Origin of the sequence: Virgibacillus sp. JSM 102003, from assembly GCF_041949995.1 — a bacterium.
In the GTDB taxonomy this organism is placed as follows: Bacteria; Bacillota; Bacilli; order Bacillales; family Amphibacillaceae; genus Lentibacillus.
The window spans coordinates 137556-155296 of sequence record NZ_JBHFQH010000002.1 but is presented as its reverse complement, the minus strand read 5'-3'; the positions used below and the strand labels follow the sequence as shown (position 1 = coordinate 155296).

The following is a 17741-nucleotide window of genomic DNA, read 5'->3' as shown; positions in this document are numbered from 1 at the left end:
TCCCCTTGATATATTTTAGAAATAAAGCTTTCTGCTCCGTTTCGTCCGCTTCACTTTCGGCGGAAAATATCCCCGTTCATAAATTTTCCCTTTCGAAATACTGCACCTCTCTAGAAATATATCCATTTCATCCGTCTCGTATGTCTCAAACGCCTTCATTAAAATTTTGGCAGCAACTCTAGCATCCTCAAGTGCATGGTGATGCTCAAAGGTAATACCGTGATAACCAGCTACCGTATTCAACTTATGATTCTCTAACTCTGGCCAAATTCTTTTAGAAATATTCACCGTACAAAGATAATCCATTTCAGGATATGTAAGGTTAAAGTAGTCCAATGTATTTCGAATGACACTCATATCAAAACTGGCGTTATGCGCAATAACTATGTTATGAGATAAATAATTATTGAGTGTCGGCCATAATTCTGCGAACGTCGGAGCATCTGCCACATCTTCCTCTCGTATCCCATGAATGCGCGTATTAAACGAACTGAAATGCATCATTGGATTTATTAAACTGTAAAATTCATCAACAATTTTATTTTCATTGGCGACAACAACACCAATCGCACATGGACTGTTTCTCTTTTCATTCGCCGTCTCAAAGTCTATCGATACGACATTCATGGATTGGCCTCCTCTACAACAACTCTCTAACGCAATTTTAACATATACCACGATCAAACAACCCTGAAAAAGGATTTAAATTTTGATGATGTTTATTTTTTCCAAATCCGGGATAAATTCCGATGATTCCAAGCTGTCATCTAGTCCAGTCTACTTCCAATCCTGTTATGTTGAATATTAATGTATAATAGCAGAAACGAGTGCCAAGGGAACCAGAATGTAATCTCAAAGTAATCAAGTGGCGGACGAACAGTGTGTATTCTTTAACTTCTATAAAAGGTTAACGAAATCTAAGAATGTTATTCTTTAGCGGACACAGGAGACGCTATTCCTCTAAAAAAGTGACCTTTTCGAACTTATCCGGACACAGAGGCCCTTATTTAACATATATCATGGTTAATTGAGGGCATTTGTGCTAAATAAGGTCCCTGGTGTCCGCTAACACTTCCATTTTCGTGGATTTGTGCCAAATAAGGACTCTGGTGTCCGCAAAACCTCAGATTTGCTATATGAAAGAATACCTCTAATTCGATTATAAATTCATTTCATGATAGATATTCGCTACGCATTCGGCAGCTATGTAAGTTTCTTAGATGAGTCAATTTCATAAATACGTATATTCATCATTTATCCGAATAGTTTTGCGAACTAATATTTTACCATTCGTGAATTCAAAGTACTATTATCGTTGATTGAAACAGAGGGGGCGACTCCTGCGGGAATAGCAAACGGTTTATTTGCGATTGAAGTGAAGCGGAATGAGCATGAGTTTAAGACCCGGAGGCCCAAGCCATGCTCGCGGAAAGCATCCGCCTGCAGTGGAAATCAACAGGCATAGCACATTTACAAGTAGTTTGGATTTACTGTTTTATTATTGAATGATGAAATTAATTCAAATGCTAAAAATATTCTTGACATTCATTTGCAAGAGTTGTATCGTATTCAATAATACAAAATTGAATAATTTTCTTATCCAGAGAGGTGGAGGGACTGGCCCTTTGAAACCTCAGCAACAGATTTTAAATACTGTGCTAATTCCAGAAGCTGAAATGCTTAAAGCTTGAAGATAAGGAGAGTGATACTTTACGGTTTCAAACCCTCTTCTATTTTCAGAAGTGGGTTTTTTTAATTTATTAAAGAGGAGGAAAACGATTGAAGCGCAGTTTAGAAGAACGTTTAAAAGATGGAACTGTTATTGTTGGAGAAGGGTATTTATTTGAATTAGAGCGTAGAGGGTATTTGCAAGCAGGATCTTTTGTTCCAGAAGTTGCACTTGATAACCCAGAAGCACTTAAACAGGCATACAGGGATTATATGTACGCAGGTTCAGACGTTGTATTAGCCTTCACGTATAATGCACACAGAGAAAAAATGCGCATTATTGGCAAAGAAGATTTACTAGAGCCATTAAACCGAAATGCTGTCCGCTTAGCAAAAGAAGTTGCTAAAGAACATCCTGACGAAGAAGCATTAGTGGCTGGAAATATCTCAAATACTAATATTTTCGATCCCGAAGATCCTGAGTCCAAAACGAAGGTCAGAGATATTTTTGCCGAAATGGTTAAATGGTGCAAAGAAGAGGGCGTTGATTTCATTAATGGCGAAACGTTCTATTACCACGAAGAGGCAGTAATAGCACTGGAAGAAATTCTGAAACAGGACCTACCAGCAGTCATCACGTTCGGACTAATGGGAGAAAATATATTAAGGGATAGCTACACTGTAGAAGAATCCTGTAAGATACTTTCTGAAAATGGTGCACTGGTTGTGGGCATGAATTGTTTCCGGGGTCCTGAAACGATGCAGCCTTACCTTGCTGACATACGTAACAATGTTGATGGCTATGTGGCTGGACTCCCGATCCCATACCGTACAACAGAGGAAAATCCGACATTTTTTAATTTACCGGATGGAGGATGCAGCTGCCATCTGCCTTTAGAAACAACTTTCCCGACTGCGCTTGATCCGCTTTACCATAACCGATACGAACTGGCAGTCTGGGCAAAAGAGGCGAACGACGTCGGGATAAATTATATCGGGCTTTGTTGCGGAGCATCACCAGCAATGCTGCGTTCAGTAGCTGAAGCTTTAGGCGTTAAAACAGTAAACTCAAAATATTCCCCAGACATGGAAAAACATTTCTTGTTCGGGACAGACAAAACGCTTCAAGAACATAATCAGAACTACCGGTTAAAAGCGTAAATTTTCATCTATATAAACTAAAAACAGAAAGAAGGAATTTACATGTCAGTATCATTAACAAAAGCACCACCATTCAGAGCAGAGCACGTAGGAAGCTTACTGCGCCCGGATAATCTACACAAAGCAAGACTAGAGTACAAAGAAGGACAGATAACGGCAGTAGAATTACGTGAGGTTGAGACAAAAGAAATTAAGCGTGTTGTCGATAAGCAAATTGAACTTGGCTTAAAAGTTGTTACAGATGGCGAGTTTCGCCGTACATGGTTTCACTTAGACTTTCTGGAGCATCTAAACGGAATTGAAGGTTATGTACCTGAGCAAGGATACCAATTCGAGGGACTGGAAACAGAAAAATATGACGTACGGAATACTGGAAAGATTTCATTTAACCCTGACCATCCATTCTTAAAAGATTTCACTGATTTAAACGAAATTGTTGATGGCCGGGCAGTCGCAAAGCAAACAATTCCTAGCCCAAACCAGCTTTTTAACGCTGGAATTCACAATACAGAAATATATCCAAACATCGAAGACTATGCAAGTGATATTATTAAAACTTACCAGGATGCAATCAAAGCATTTTACGATGCAGGTGTACGATACCTGCAATTAGACGATGTATACATCGCTGGGCTATCCGCTCCAGATATCCCGTTTAATGAGGGAAAGTACTCAAGAGAGGATTTAATTGACCTGGCGTTACGAGTAGTTAATGGCGCTTTAGAGAATAAGCCTGAGGACTTAATTGTAACAACACACTTATGCCGGGGAAACTACCAGTCTACCTGGGCATTTGAAGGAAGCTATGCTCTAATCGCTCCTACATTATTGGCAAAAGAAAATGTAGACGGCTTCTTCCTGGAATATGATGACGATCGCTCAGGTGACTTCAAACCACTTGAACATATTCCAAACGGTGGCGCTCAAGTCGTATTAGGTCTGGTAACATCGAAGAACGGAGAACTTGAAGACAAAGAAACAATTAAAGCACGAATTAAAGAAGCAACACAATATGTCCCACTCGAGCAACTATCTTTAAGCCCTCAGTGCGGCTTTGCTTCAACACATCATGGCAATAAATTAACAGAAGAGCAGCAATGGAATAAACTGAAATATATTGTTGACCTGTCTGAAGAGGTTTGGAGCACTTCTAACAAGTAATAATAAAGAAGCTTGCAGAGAAATCGTAATCTCTGCAAGCTTCTTTTAATCTACTGACAATTTTTTGCTGGACTTTTCTCCGTGTACTTAAATGTATAGATGAACAGACTAACCAAAAATAGTAATTCAACTACCCTCGTTAATAGACTAATCGTAATCTGCATATCCTTACCTAACAATACTAATGATTGGTTCGTATTTAAATCAAACAAAATATGACAAAAACAATAAATGCCAGTAATCCAAATAATTGTAATTAACGTATTTTTCATCACTCTGTCCCCCCACTTGTAATTGCATCAAATTCCACTTAGCATATACTAACAGAAAAAGTCATAAAAAGGGAGACTTTTTATAAAATTTTTTTACGCTATTCCTTAACTTCCATTACATACGATGTTAACTCCTTAACTTTTGGATCTTTGAACCTATTAAACCGATAAATATCACAAAAGGCATATAGCTTAACACCGCCGGATTCATCAACAACTTTTACTTTCCCGTCCACAGCAGCAGTTATCCCATGGGTAATGATATTGCTTATTCTTAACTCCTGTGTTCCACCTGATTCCATCATCTCAAATGCCCTCGCAAAATCACTTTTTCCCTGTATTGGTGACTCTCCTACGACAGTCCATTTGATATCATCTGTAACATTCGCAACAACATAATCCATATTGCCATTTAAGAATGCTTCATTGAATTCTTCCAGAAACTTTCCTTTTTTTGTGGTCATTTTAAAATCTCCCTTTTGTCCATTTAATCCAATCTATTAAATATGGGGATCCTTTTTTGCTTTTTCAATAATAGTTCTAATGAAAGGTTCTTTTCTCATGGTATATGCCGGTCTATCGAATTTATAGTTAGCAGCAAGTTCTTTTTTTAATGAAGCATATTCCAGAGCTACGTTTGGGTGCAATCTTAGATAATCACGAAATAATAACTTTTCATTCCACTCAATACTGTTAAATTCACAAATATGTAAATGACAGGTCCCTTGTCCATGCATTCCTTTCCTAAAAAACTTTCTATCTGTTAATTCTGGCTTTGGAACATATTCGTATTCAATTTTACTTAAAGGACGTACAAATGCAGCTGCTTCATCTAAATCCTGTACACCTGCCATAATATCTATGATTGGCTTCGAATCCAGCCCCTTTATCGAAGTACTGCCAATATGTTCAATTTCAACAATTTTATTTCCTACCATAGTATTAATTCTCTTTTTCTCGTATTCAAATTGTAGCTTCCAGTTAGGATTATATTTCACAAGATTAACAGTTGGCTTTGTCATTCTGTCACCCCATATAGTTTAAATGCTGATTACCATGAAAGATTTTGAGAATATCATCTCCAGCCGGAACATTCAGCTTTTCATATCCAAGCAAAAATTCCTTGTTATCATAGGGTACTTCAATGAAGGAAACGTCAATTTGACCAAAATCCCCAACCTGCAATTTAGCATATGGTGCAACGGGTTTAGAGGCACACCCTAAAGAACTCGGGTTTAGGTAAAGTTTTTCTTTAGACTTAAAATGATGAACTGTATGATGGTGTCCAAAACAAATAACATCCACATCAGTTAATTCATAAATGTCATCAAGTCTTTGTGAAGTTGGCTGATTATCAATTGGCAAAAATTCATCTTGTCCATTCAAGTGATAATGTACAAACAAAAAGTTCTTTTCGTTTATTTTTGCATTTTGTCTCATTGGAATATTTTTTAGCTTAGAAATAAAGTTCTTATCCAATCGTGAGGCAATCCATTTATGATGCACCCTCTCATCTCCAACACTCCCTGGCTCATTTCCATCAAGTATTTTTAAAACTGCTTCGTCATGATTTCCCATCACAAAAGAAATGTCGTTACGGGAAAATAACAATTCAAGAACTTCATTTGTTTCATGACCAATACCGATTAAATCACCCAGACAATAAATGTGATCTATTTGTTCATCTTTATCAATATCATCCAAAACAGCCTTCAAGGCCGCACTATTTCCATGAATATCCGCAATGATGGCTACTTTCTCTCCTGCATTCATTATATCCCTCGCTTGATCTAGTTAATTTCAAAAAGAAGTGCTTTAAATAAAGGAACCTGGACGAGTTAATACTTTCCCCTCATTAGTAAAAGTAATGGCTGATGAATTTCCTATAACTTTTATACCTTCATCACTAACAGCGACACCAGTTCCATCTCTTAATGCAATAACAGACTTCTTATAATCTTTGATAAAGCTAGCTATCAAACTTTCATTATCAATTTCATAGTGACACCAGATAGAATAGTCACTAATAAGATTTAACCCATTCATGCTTTGTAAATCTGTATTGTTTGGGTCCATATGAGCACAAGTCATGATGCTTGAACCTAATATTATTGCTCCGGCACTCCCTCCATAGACAATACCATCGTTCTCTATGTACTCTTTTAAAAGGCTATCAAATTGAGATACCCTAAACTCCCTTAATAAGTTAAACGTATTTCCGCCACCGATATAAATTGCCGAGAACTCTTTTAGATCATCAAAAGATTTATTATCTACATTGGTCCACATAGTGACTTCTATTCCTAATGGGTTAAAAACACTGTACGCCCACTTAAAACATTCTTCATAGGGAATAACCCCATTCATTGCAATAGGAATATATAATATTGGTTTGTTCGGATTAATGTGTTCTATAAAATATAAGTCAAGTTTCTTTGATTGCTCCTTATCTCCACCACCAGAAAGAATTAAATGTCCCATTAAGTCCCCCCTACATTCAAATTAACTCAAGTGCCTTTTTAAAATCCAAATCAACGTCTATATGTTCCGGTGTCCAGGGAATATAAATATCAGGTTGGATTCCAACGCCGCTCATACCCTTTCCTTCATCAACGATGGATAATTTTGACGTAGGATACGAAAGTTCGAATTTGTTCTCCCAACTCATAATGGCAAGATTGGAATAATCGTTTAAACCTAATGTTGGTCTTCCAATTACAGTGACCTTTGAGGAATTTTTGCATAGCTTAACAAATGAATCGCCTGAACTTCCACAATAGACATCGGTCAAAAGAATAACTTGTTCTGGACCAGGTTTAGTTTTAATTGAAAAACTATCGTCCATTTCTCCAAAACCAAGTTCAACAAAGCCCTTACCCTTGTTCTCTTCCAGTTGTTTAATGAAAGCATTTATTTGATTTCGTGTTACCTCGTCTTCAATAGAAGAAAAAGCACTTTTAAACAATTGTGTTCTCAGTTCTACATTTCGACTTGTACAGTTGGTTAACATATAACCCTCATCAAATCCATTTAAATCTATTACTTCTCCTTCAAAAAGAAAAGGAAGTAAATCAAAATAAGCTAAGTCACTTCCTCCTCTGTTTACACGAACATCAATGAGCAGGTTTTTACGAGTAGTTAAAAGTGAACGATTTTCATCGATTAACGTTGAGATTTCACTATGGTTCATAAAGTCTGTTAATGTTAAAAATAATGTATCCTCCGAGATTTCTTTTATTGAATACTCTGGCTGGAAGCTTTCTTTTCGATAGTTCTTGAGTTCAATCGTAAAAGATTTCCCTGATTCACTTATAACCTCAGCATTTTTGTATTGCAGAAGAATCGCACTCCAATTTTCCCGTTCTGCCTCCGTTTCCATCAATCTTCTTTTATGAATATTTACTAATTCTGGAACTGTTGAGCCATCTAACGCTGTAATAGCAAAACCCTTTTTCACTCTATCTTCCTTTTCATTAGATACAATATAAAGTAAATCGTTATACCTCCTAACAGCAAAACCAACATCATCTTCCATTTCAGTTGATTGTGAGGTATATTTAAACGCCATATGTAAATCTTTAAAATCCAGTAAATAATCCTGAACAATTCCCACAAACTTTTCATCATTCATATTGCGCGATTCCTGTATTTTGCCACGATAAAAATCTGGATTATCGCAACCCTTTTTATCCAAACAACCCGCATAATCGTTATGTAAAATACTTATAACATCCTCGAATATTTTTAAGTACATTTTGATCTCCTTCACCTATATATCTATCTGATCATTTATTGAATTCTGTTCTTTTAAAAGAGAAATAACCTCTTCATTCTGTTCAATTATCGTCTGATTTTGCTTTCTAATTTCGTGAAATCAAATAAATATACTAGCAAGATTGCAACTATCAAAAAACTCATATGTACTTCTCCCTATTTTAATTAACTACCATGGCGAGCCTGTCCTTTATATTTTCAATAGGAGACCTCAACATTTCCGTTCTTTGGCAGAAATTAATTTAAAGGAATATCTAAATACTTAATATATCTATTTGGTTCAATTTCTTGATAAACCCTGACAAATCTAACCTCAAAGGTTGGAAAAGGAGTAAGTTCAGTTTCTGCCGTCCTTTTCATCTTTCTAAGTTCCTTTTGCGATAAACCATGATTCGTTTTACCTAAGGTCATATGTGGTACAAAGTCCTTAAGTTCAAAGTATTTCTTTATTGAATCACTAGAAGGTGAAATTTCTCGAACAATACTGTTATGTAATTTATATAACTCACTGGAAGTAGCACTTAAGTAAAGAATTTCATCGCCAAAGAACATTGGTTTATCAATTGTTATTTCAAAAGGTTGAAAGTTATAACATACTTCTTTAACCTTCTGTAGCCATTTTTCATCTGAGGTTAATCCACCTTGTGCCTTCAGAGTTATATGTGGTTCAACAACATCAGTTATCCGGTTATTTTTCCATTTCTGCTGAAAATCTATTAATTTCATTTTGTATTCATCTGAAGGTACAATTCCTATAAAAAACTGCAATAAATATCTCTCCTTTAGAAAACATGGCATTCGCCAAGCCTTTGGGCGAATTGCCTTAGTTGCGCTTATGCAGTAAGAAAGTAATTATACTTTTTTATCTGCCAATAAAAGATTCATTCATGCTTCGTTTAAATCAATAAATCTTTCCTTTGTTAGTAACAGCAAAAGATAACTAATCAAATAAACAATGCTCGTAATCCCGAATAAGGCAAAAATTCCAGGTGAAATTACTAAGTATAAACTTACCGGTAACGACCACAAAAATGCGATTAACATTAGGATTTTTTTTGACGTTAAAGAAGCAACTATCGCTAAACAAGCTGGAAGAAACAGCATGAAAAATGTGTTTACTACAGGTGATATTTCAGTTGGGTTCGAATAAGGATTGTAAAAGTTTAGGACAAACCATAAGACAACACTGGTGATACCTGCTGTTACTCCCAAAACTACCGACACTTTTCTGATGTTCACCACTCCTTAATTTTCTTATCTGTTCTTCTCTAAACGATTAACTTTCTTAAATAGAATAATAATGGAAATGATGACTGCAATTGGTAACCCCCATGTAACAACTATCCCTAATATCATTGCAAAATATTGCTGAAAAGCTCATGGAACCACCCCCTTTATTCCTTTTAATTAGCCAGCCTGGAAATATCATCCTTAACCACAATATGTTTCGGATTCATTGGCATATCTTTTATTTCTGCCTTTAAGAATTCGGGTTGTATAGAGAGTTCATCAAGATCATCTAGAGGAATCCATTTATATATTAAATGATCACCCTCCATTCCATAAAATTCCTCAGTACTAAATTTATAATCGCCATTAAATGACACCTGATAGTAAAATCCTATTTCATGAAAGTCATTTCCATTAAATTCAAAGAAATTTTCAACTGCCCAAAGCAACCTTTCTACTTTAACATCAATCCCCAGTTCCTCTTGGAATTCCCTATACAGACCTTTTTGGGATTCTTCTGTGATTTCCACTCTCCCACCAGGAAGGGCCCAATGATTATCAGTTACACTTTTGTGTAAAAGAACTTGACCATCCTGGATCCAAACACCAGCTACACGATAATTAAATACTGCCTTTTCCGTCTTAAATACTGCATCCATATAATTACCTCCTGCCATATTTATACTTCAGGTTCTGTTTCTTTATTAAAGAGGACAGTAATGATTGATAATATCCATAAGCTGTTCGGATTCTTTTGATGACACGTTTTCAGATAAACGTGCTCCTGCAATAATCGGAGCCCACTTGAAAATTTCTTCTTTTGACAAATCGCTTTTCTCACAATACAGTCGCAAATACATATCTGCTAACTCCATTGAAAAATGTGAGTACAAAAGATACGTGCGGTATATGTCCGCACGAATATCTCCTGCACTGGAATCAACCCAGTCTATAATTGCCACTTTATGATCTGACATAACCAAATTGAAAAGATGGAAATCTCCATGACACAGCCTCTTCTCATATGTCATTGAATCCAATTTATGTATTAAAGCAGACTTATATTTTTCGTCTAATTTAGGAGCGAGTTCAATTTGGAGTCTTAATTTCCCAGCCATTGGCTCAAGCGGGTCATCAGCAGTAATCATATGAATTCTTTGCTGTATATCAATGGATATTTTCATGTAATACGCTGCTTTCTGCCTATTTTCAAATAAGATTTCCCCCATTGTACTACCCTTAATATATTCCATAATGATGGCTTGCTTCCCATCAATCTCTGTGACATCCAATATTTCAGGCACAAATAGTCCGCACGAATAAGCAAATTTCTGCTTATTTGCTTCATAAACAGATTCTGATTTCGGTAAATAATCATTGAATATTTTGATAATCTTATTTTCCAAAAGGTATATAGTTGCTGTATTCCCTTTTGCTATTGGGTGACCTAGATCCAATTGTAATCTCTCCCTGATATGCTTCTGACTAAATTACAACTAATTTCACATATATCAATATTAGCATAATATTCCAATTATTGATGAAGAAAATCTGTTGGCAACAGCCCAATATAGTTTTATTGCTTTTCTGAAATAAATTCTACTGCTTCAATAAGTTGATTAGATAAGTCATCAGGCAAACTATGTCCCATACCTTTTTTAACAATTAACTTACAAGGAACCCCATTTTTTCTTAAGATATCCACTGTTTTTAGAGTCTTATCATAAAACGGATCTTTATCTCCTGTGATAACACAACCTCTTACATTTATTTCTCTATTTAATTGCAGGAATTCTTCTATTTCTTCTGTATTTTCAAATGAAGGAACAATGGCTATAAATCCATTAAATTTTGCTAAATTATTCTTAAAAATAAGTTCAATTGCTGTCTTACCTCCCTGCGATGCTCCTGCTATTATTTTCTCTTTTGCTGCAAGGTCGTATTTACTACTAAATTGATTGAATGTATCAATAACATCTTTTTCTGCAACATCTTGATTGTCCCATGAATAACACTCATAACTAAACAACTGAGAGGATTGGGGAAATCCCAATAAAAATTTTGATAAAATAGCTGATTCACTCCACTGTTCAGTGAAATCTTTGGCGTTTGAACCTTTCCAGTGTAATGCAAAAATAGAAGTGTTAGCTTGTGGGTTACCTACCACTTGCAATGAAGCTTTGGCATTCTTCTTTTCTGCTTCATATTTCGCGTTACACAGTTCTAAAACATTTTGAAATTCTTCCTTTTCTTTGAGTGGTTGTAACTCAGTGTCATTCGTTAGCAATTCTGGATTCCACCAAAATCCTCGATCTAATACTTCGGATAGTTCTGATATTGCTTTATCGTTGTTTCCTTGCAACATACAAATACCAGCTTTCCAATGCCCTAGTCGATCTAGTTTTTCTGGAAATTGCTCCTTAGCTTTTTCTAAAAGCAAAGCCGCTTCTGTAAAATTTTCCTCTTCCACCAGGTTAACTGCCTTTCGTTGAATCTTTGTAAACTCATTATTTGGTTTTGTGGCACCCATAAAAAATCTCTCCTTATCTAAAAAGCCTTAATAAAGCATACAAAGTAAATCTTGTACCGATAAATATGATACCAACAAACTCACTTCCCAGTGTAAGTTCATATACATTTTTACTGATCTTTCCACATGAACTATCCTCCACTGATGAAAAGCTCATCTACTGTGGTATCCAATAAAGATGCTATGTTAAACGCTAATTGTAAAGTAGGGTCGTATTTATCATTTTCAATTGCGTTTATTGTTTGTCTGGATACCTTACAGAGTTTAGCCAGTTCTTCCTGGGAGAAATTAGCTGTTTTTCTTAATTTCTTAATGTGATTTTTCATTTAATCACCATATTTTTTCCTGTAAACTAGTAAAGTTACCAGATATATAATTGAAATCACCGTCAGAAACACTATAGGCGAAATTCCTTTGCCAGTATATGAAGTATTTCCCTGAGTAGTTAGATAAATTGACTGTGCAACTTCTAAAATTAACATACCAATAACTACAATAAATGCATATGATTGAGCTTTCTTGTTGATAAACTTCCTTCTTTCATCACCCTTTTGAGAAAATCTTGTAACAAAAATAGAAATTCCGCAAACTAACAATATGACTGAATACACAATTTTAACCCAATCCACTTTTTATTTCCTCCTTATTAAAAATGTAAAAAGTATTTGACATTTATTATTGTAGCATTAGCTTCAAAAATGTCAAATACTTTTTACAAAATAAATTACTTCTATAAAATTAGAACCTAAAAACAACCATCATTTTAGAAAACTGTTTCCCATATACTCTTATCTAAACAAATCGAATAACCGGTCCCAGAATCCTTTTTTCTCTTCTTCCTGTTCTTGTGTTTCTTGCTTGTCATCATCTTTTTTTATACTTTCCGTTTTAATGACAAATTGTACGGAATTGACCTTTTTATTTTTCGATGAAACAAATGAAACGGGATTAAAATCGGATTTATCGTATTCATTAATCATTTGATCAATTTCAGTTTGCATTTCATCAGGTAAATCATTTGTTGATTCAGCTAACTCAGTTGTGCCTTCATGAAGTTCATTTACGCCATTTTCCAATTCACTCGTTCCATCAGTTAGGTCGGTGATGCCTCGATGCAAATCACCGTATGATTTTGATACTTCGGTTACGCCACCAGTATAATCTACCAATCCGGAATGGAATGATTGATAATTGGATGATAGCTTGCTTAATCCTTGCTGTAATTTTTTCATTGATTCATCGACATTCATATTGTCTAAGCTCTTGCCCAAATTAGCTGCCATCGTTTCAACATTCGTTTTCATTGTTTGCAGCGACCCTATGACTCCATCTAATGTCGGGTTCACAGCTTGAAAGGCTTTTTTGACACTGGAATAGGTGCTTTTCGCTGCACTCGCTGCTTTATGAGTTTTAATCAGTTTTTCAATAACCTCAGGATCTGCATTGCTAGCTTTTAATTTCTTTATTTCCTCATCAGAAATATCACTCGCAGGAATAGCTCCCATCGATTTATCCAGTGCATCATAAGCTTTATCATATTGTTTCTTTAATTCAGACAAACCTTTCTTTGTCTCTCCTAAGCCATTTGCAATTTCCGTTAGTCCTTTTTGTAATTTCTTTAATTCACCTACATTTGTCTCAGTAGAACCGTTTCCTACTGACTGACTCATGTTTTCGAGCGCTTTATTAATTTCCTTAGACCCTTTAATCAGTTCAGAGGATCGATTAGCGAGTTTGTTAATTCCGTTTTTATATGATGCAGAACCTTCCTGTAAGCTTGCGGCACCATTATTTAATTCGGCTATCCCTTCATTCAGTTCACCAACGCCATCATTTATTTCTTCTGTTGCATCTGACAGGGACTTCATATCTTTGGTCATGTCTTCAGCGTCTGGCGAGTCAATGGACATAGAAGATGTAACTGCCGATATTTCAATACTTTCCATTTCTAAATCTTTTACATCTGCCTTTACCACAAAGCTTTCTTCTTTTTCCGGCATAACAGTAAAGGTAACCTGTTTATTTTTCCCTGCATTGGCAATCGTTCCATTTTCAGCTTCGATATTTTGATAGATTTCCGAATTTAGAGGGAGTGATATCTGTAACATATAATTTTCGAAAAAATTGGAATTGGCCTTTTGGTTTTCCTTTGTATCGATATGAATTTCAAACTGGCCATCTTTCCCTAATAGTTCATCAGGTGACACAGTTTCACCGTTCAGTTTATAGGAAACATTGATATCCCATGGTAAGGCTTTGTTCTCTAGATTTCCCTGATAATAAAACTCATCTTCTGTTGCTTTAAACGAAACTTGATTACCGTTTAGTTTCATATCTGTTAAATTAGTTAAATTTTCAACACTGGTATATGGTCCAAAGTCAATCATTTTACCAGGCTCATCAACCGTAAAACTGTTAACAACATACATCTCTTCTTGATCACCATTGGCATTTAGCGTGGCATATACGACTTCACTCTTCTTTGAATATGATCCATCAGCGGAAGATTCATTTGTCGCCGCTGATATCAATGTTGTTGGCATTACAAGAAGACATGCCATGAACACCGCGATTATCCGTTTAAATCTCATTATCATTTCCCTTTCCCTTTATAGAAGTTTGCTCTTCGTGTTGTTTTTTCAATTACTCGATCGAAAATGACCAGCATAGCTGGCAGGACAAATACGACCATAATAAATGCGAGTAACGCACCTCTGCCTAGTAATAAACCGATCGAAGACACAATTGGGTTTGATGATGTTAATGATAAAATAAATCCAACACTTGATAAAATCGAAGCGGAAATAAATATCGCAAAAATCTTATCATCAATCGTTTTCTTAATTGCTTCCATAGCCGGCATTTCTTTACGAAGGTTTTGGTATGTCTCCGTAAATAAGATGCCGTAGTCGACTGTTGCGGCAAGTTGTACCGTACTGATAATTAAATAACCAACATACACCAACGACGAATCCATAAAGTATGGAACCGATAAGTTAAACCAAACTGCAGACTGAATTGTTAATAATAAGACAGCAGGTATGGAGATTGATCGGAATGTAATTAAAAGCACGATAGCAATTGCAATTACCGTTAGCAAATTCACGACTGTGTTATCTTCTTCAACGATTTTTTTCATATCATACAACGTTACACTCTCACCTAGTAGATGGGTGTCATCATAATAAGTTTCAGCAGTATCTCGAACATTCTCAATTAGCGAAAAGGCTGCTTCCCCTTCTGAACCTGTATCAGTGTTCAGAGTAATTCGCGTGTAGTTCTCTGAATAAAATTGTTCCGTCGTCGATTCCTCTAAATAATCAGGGGGAATGGCCGAACTGACGACATTCACATAGGAAATAACACTCGACACATTAGGCAGATTCTCTAACTGTTGAACAAGCTCTTCCTCCTTCGCCATATCACCATTAGGAACAAGTAAGACCATTGGCGTATTTTCCCCAAATTCTTCTTGTATCGCGGCTGCATCTGAACCAGCACGTGTTGTCTCCGGCTGTTCCCCAGTACCATATATGAAGGATGTTTCACTTTGCGCTAAAAATGCTGGCACAATTAATAGTAAGACTAATAATAAACTTGGAATCCTAAATTTCATAACGTGCTTTCCGATATTTTTAATGCTCGGAACAAGTGGTTTGTGTTGTGTACGATCAATCCACTTGTAAAACATCAGTGTTAATGCAGGTAAAAAGACAATGACACTAATGAAACTCAGGACAATTCCCTTCACAAGGTTAAGACCTAAGTCAGCTCCAATGCCAAAGTCCATAAATGTGAGGGCCATAAAACCGAAAAAGGTTGTTGATGCACTCGCTGCAATAGCTGGGAATGATCGTTTAATAGCTAGTTGCATCGCTTCTTTAGGATCTGAAACTTGCTTTCGATAGTCGGAGAAACTATGAAGTAAAAAAATTGCATAGTCCAGCGATACAGCAAGCTGTAAGATCGGTGCCACCGATTGGGTAATATACGATATTTCGCCGATAAAAATATTTGTACCTAAATTAATGATTACAGAGACCCCAATAGCCGTTAAAAAGAATAAAGGTTCCATCCAGGAGCTAGTGGATAGAATTAAAATGATGATAATGATTGGGACTAATAATAAGGCTGCATTTAAAGACTCATTACCAGCCATTTTTTGTGATGTCGCTGTGTCTACTGCCTCACCTGAAATAGCATTTTCCTCACCAATCAGATTATAAATTTTTTCAGTAGCTTCAACTTCTTCACCTTCACGAATATTTATGGAAAACAAGGCTGATTCATCTTGATAATAAGTTTCTACAGTATCCTGATTAGCCATTTCGATTGGCGTTTTTATATCCATAACATCATCTAACCAAGTCACTGAAGTTACACCATCGATTGCAGCTAATTTATCTTTGTATGCTAAAGATTCGGTAATCGAGACATCACGAACCATCACCCTCGCATTCGCAATCGGCTCATCAAATTCTTTTTCCATTAAATCCATAGCCACTATTGATGGTGCATCATCTGGCAGATAATCAACCATATTGTAATTGACTGAAACAGCAAATTGCGCAACTGTACTAATTAGCGCAATGATGATAAATGTTATCACAATGGGTTTTTTATGTTTAATAATTCTTGCTGATTGGTCAATAAGACTTCATCCTTTCTTGCAATAGTACCTTAATACACTTTATCATTGTAATAGACACTGTGTTGGATAATCAACAAACAGTTTTATAAATATCGTCAGCTATTCAACATATTGTTAAATTGTGTTGGATTTCCGTTAGAAAAACGTACGAAAAAGGAGGATTTTCAAATTGAGTCAGAAATTAGACCGGCGTAAAAAATACACCCGCAAAATTTTAAAGGAAAGTCTTATTACATTACTGGCCGAAAAACCAATATCTGCCATTACCGTAAAAGAAATTTGTGAAATGGCAGATATTAATCGTTCAACTTTTTATACGCATTATGCAGATCATTACGATTTACTGGACAAAATAGAAGCAGAAATTTCGGAGGATATGATTAAGTATCTAAGCAGTTACAGCTTTACAATCGAAGAAGAGTCACAAGAGATGACTCAAAAATTACTGGAATACATTACAAACAATAAATTTATGTTCCAAACATTATTAATGAAAAATGGAGACCCCACTTTTGAGCAGCGGCTGATGAACATCGCCCAACGTTTTATGATGAAAAACCGGATGGCTGTCAATCATATAGATGAGGTAGAATCAAGGTACTTCAGCACGTTCGTTGTAAGTGGAGCTATAAATGTCATTAAGGATTGGATTGAAAATGAAATGGATCAGCCCCCTAAAGAGATGGCTATTATAATTAATAAATTTGTGAACTATGGGATGTCTTATTTAGATTAATTATCTATGTCTCAAGATAACGTCTGTCAGGATATATAAAATATAGGAAATGATAAACAAACAGAAGGGGATCAGGAATAAGTAAAAGTCAAAAGTGTTATGCTCTGAAATCATAACATTATCCACGTCAGGTATTTCGAAAAGTAATGACCTTAAGAGGTACATGCTTATCAGAAAGAATATAGTTCCTACGACTAGAAAAGCCTTTCTTTTCGCTTTCTTAAGCCCTATTAAAGAAATAATCAACAAAACCAACCCCAATGGAAAAACAGTATAAGAAAAAATGATTGGAATCTCACTTTCAAACGGCATTAAAATCACCCTTTCTGTTCTTCACGAATGGAGGCAGATTTGAAATCACCTTATTTAACCAATCCCGAAACCAGGATCTGATAATGTGATAACAGTAAGTAAAACCAGTTTGTATTTTTCCAATTTATTGCCTCCAAAAAATCGTACTTGTAGAAAAAGAGCTTACCAAACTTATACTTCTGATACTTATGCTAATCAATGTTTTTCACAATCTCTGGAATTATTTTACCACAAATATTCTGAATT

The 17741-nt window shown here is 35.7% G+C and carries 19 protein-coding genes and 1 riboswitch; of the genes, 3 read left to right on the top strand and 16 right to left on the bottom strand.

Annotated features, from left to right (window positions below; translation table 11 throughout):
* Positions 1-15: 15 nt before the first annotated feature.
* Complete coding sequence (locus ACE1TG_RS03255; RefSeq protein ID WP_375050924.1) at positions 16-627, bottom strand: 3'-5' exonuclease; 612 nt, start codon at positions 625-627, stop codon at positions 16-18.
* 966 nt (positions 628-1593) lie between these two features.
* A riboswitch (SAM riboswitch) is annotated at positions 1594-1700 on the top strand.
* A gap of 79 nt (positions 1701-1779) precedes the next feature.
* On the opposite strand from ACE1TG_RS03255, the gene ACE1TG_RS03250 reads away from it, so the two are divergent.
* Both ACE1TG_RS03250 and ACE1TG_RS03245 read left to right on the top strand, forming a co-directional pair.
* Entirely contained in the window at positions 1780-2829 is a 1050-nt protein-coding gene (locus tag ACE1TG_RS03250; protein WP_375050923.1) for a homocysteine S-methyltransferase family protein, read from the top strand.
* Between the two features lie 42 nt (positions 2830-2871).
* The gene (locus ACE1TG_RS03245; RefSeq protein WP_375050922.1) at positions 2872-3990 is read left to right on the top strand and encodes a 5-methyltetrahydropteroyltriglutamate--homocysteine S-methyltransferase; all 1119 of its coding nucleotides are present in this window, start codon (positions 2872-2874) and stop codon (positions 3988-3990) included.
* A 50-nt stretch (positions 3991-4040) separates the two neighbouring features.
* Here ACE1TG_RS03245 and ACE1TG_RS03240 read toward each other — a convergent pair whose 3' ends face one another.
* From ACE1TG_RS03240 to ACE1TG_RS03170, 15 genes are all read right to left on the bottom strand, one after another.
* Complete coding sequence (locus tag ACE1TG_RS03240; RefSeq protein ID WP_375050921.1) at positions 4041-4262, bottom strand: hypothetical protein; 222 nt, start codon at positions 4260-4262, stop codon at positions 4041-4043.
* Between the two features lie 98 nt (positions 4263-4360).
* Positions 4361-4726, bottom strand: a complete 366-nt coding sequence (locus ACE1TG_RS03235) for a nuclear transport factor 2 family protein (protein ID WP_375050920.1) — start codon at positions 4724-4726, stop codon at positions 4361-4363.
* A 36-nt stretch (positions 4727-4762) separates the two neighbouring features.
* A complete protein-coding gene (locus ACE1TG_RS03230; RefSeq protein ID WP_375050919.1) occupies positions 4763-5284 on the bottom strand; it encodes a GrpB family protein in 522 nt (173 codons plus the stop codon).
* Positions 5285-5288: 4 nt separating this feature from the next.
* A complete protein-coding gene (locus tag ACE1TG_RS03225) occupies positions 5289-6035 on the bottom strand; it encodes a metallophosphoesterase family protein (RefSeq protein WP_375050918.1) in 747 nt (248 codons plus the stop codon).
* A gap of 42 nt (positions 6036-6077) precedes the next feature.
* On the bottom strand, positions 6078-6743 hold the full coding sequence (locus tag ACE1TG_RS03220; protein ID WP_375050917.1) for a Type 1 glutamine amidotransferase-like domain-containing protein: 666 nt from the start codon (positions 6741-6743) through the stop codon (positions 6078-6080).
* Between the two features lie 16 nt (positions 6744-6759).
* Positions 6760-8016, bottom strand: a complete 1257-nt coding sequence (locus tag ACE1TG_RS03215; protein ID WP_375050916.1) for a S41 family peptidase — start codon at positions 8014-8016, stop codon at positions 6760-6762.
* A gap of 257 nt (positions 8017-8273) precedes the next feature.
* Entirely contained in the window at positions 8274-8804 is a 531-nt protein-coding gene (locus ACE1TG_RS03210; RefSeq protein WP_375050915.1) for a 2'-5' RNA ligase family protein, read from the bottom strand.
* Positions 8805-8921: 117 nt separating this feature from the next.
* Positions 8922-9275, bottom strand: coding sequence for a hypothetical protein (locus ACE1TG_RS03205; protein ID WP_375050914.1), 354 nt, complete (start codon positions 9273-9275; stop codon positions 8922-8924).
* Positions 9276-9439: 164 nt separating this feature from the next.
* Positions 9440-9925, bottom strand: a complete 486-nt coding sequence (locus tag ACE1TG_RS03200) for an NUDIX hydrolase (protein WP_375050913.1) — start codon at positions 9923-9925, stop codon at positions 9440-9442.
* Between the two features lie 45 nt (positions 9926-9970).
* The gene (locus ACE1TG_RS03195) at positions 9971-10723 is read right to left on the bottom strand and encodes an aminoglycoside phosphotransferase family protein (RefSeq protein WP_375050912.1); all 753 of its coding nucleotides are present in this window, start codon (positions 10721-10723) and stop codon (positions 9971-9973) included.
* A gap of 119 nt (positions 10724-10842) precedes the next feature.
* Entirely contained in the window at positions 10843-11796 is a 954-nt protein-coding gene (locus ACE1TG_RS03190) for an alpha/beta hydrolase (protein WP_375050911.1), read from the bottom strand.
* A gap of 131 nt (positions 11797-11927) precedes the next feature.
* Complete coding sequence (locus ACE1TG_RS03185; RefSeq protein ID WP_375050910.1) at positions 11928-12122, bottom strand: helix-turn-helix transcriptional regulator; 195 nt, start codon at positions 12120-12122, stop codon at positions 11928-11930.
* Positions 12123-12425: a DUF2178 domain-containing protein gene (locus tag ACE1TG_RS03180; protein WP_375050909.1), complete on the bottom strand. Its 303-nt coding sequence runs from the start codon at positions 12423-12425 to the stop codon at positions 12123-12125.
* A 159-nt stretch (positions 12426-12584) separates the two neighbouring features.
* Entirely contained in the window at positions 12585-14387 is a 1803-nt protein-coding gene (locus ACE1TG_RS03175) for a YhgE/Pip domain-containing protein (RefSeq protein WP_375050908.1), read from the bottom strand.
* 2 nt (positions 14388-14389) lie between these two features.
* Positions 14390-16336, bottom strand: coding sequence for an efflux RND transporter permease subunit (locus tag ACE1TG_RS03170; RefSeq protein WP_375051088.1), 1947 nt, complete (start codon positions 16334-16336; stop codon positions 14390-14392).
* Positions 16337-16616: 280 nt separating this feature from the next.
* On the opposite strand from ACE1TG_RS03170, the gene ACE1TG_RS03165 reads away from it, so the two are divergent.
* A complete protein-coding gene (locus tag ACE1TG_RS03165; RefSeq protein WP_375050907.1) occupies positions 16617-17183 on the top strand; it encodes a TetR/AcrR family transcriptional regulator in 567 nt (188 codons plus the stop codon).
* Positions 17184-17741 lie beyond the last annotated feature (558 nt).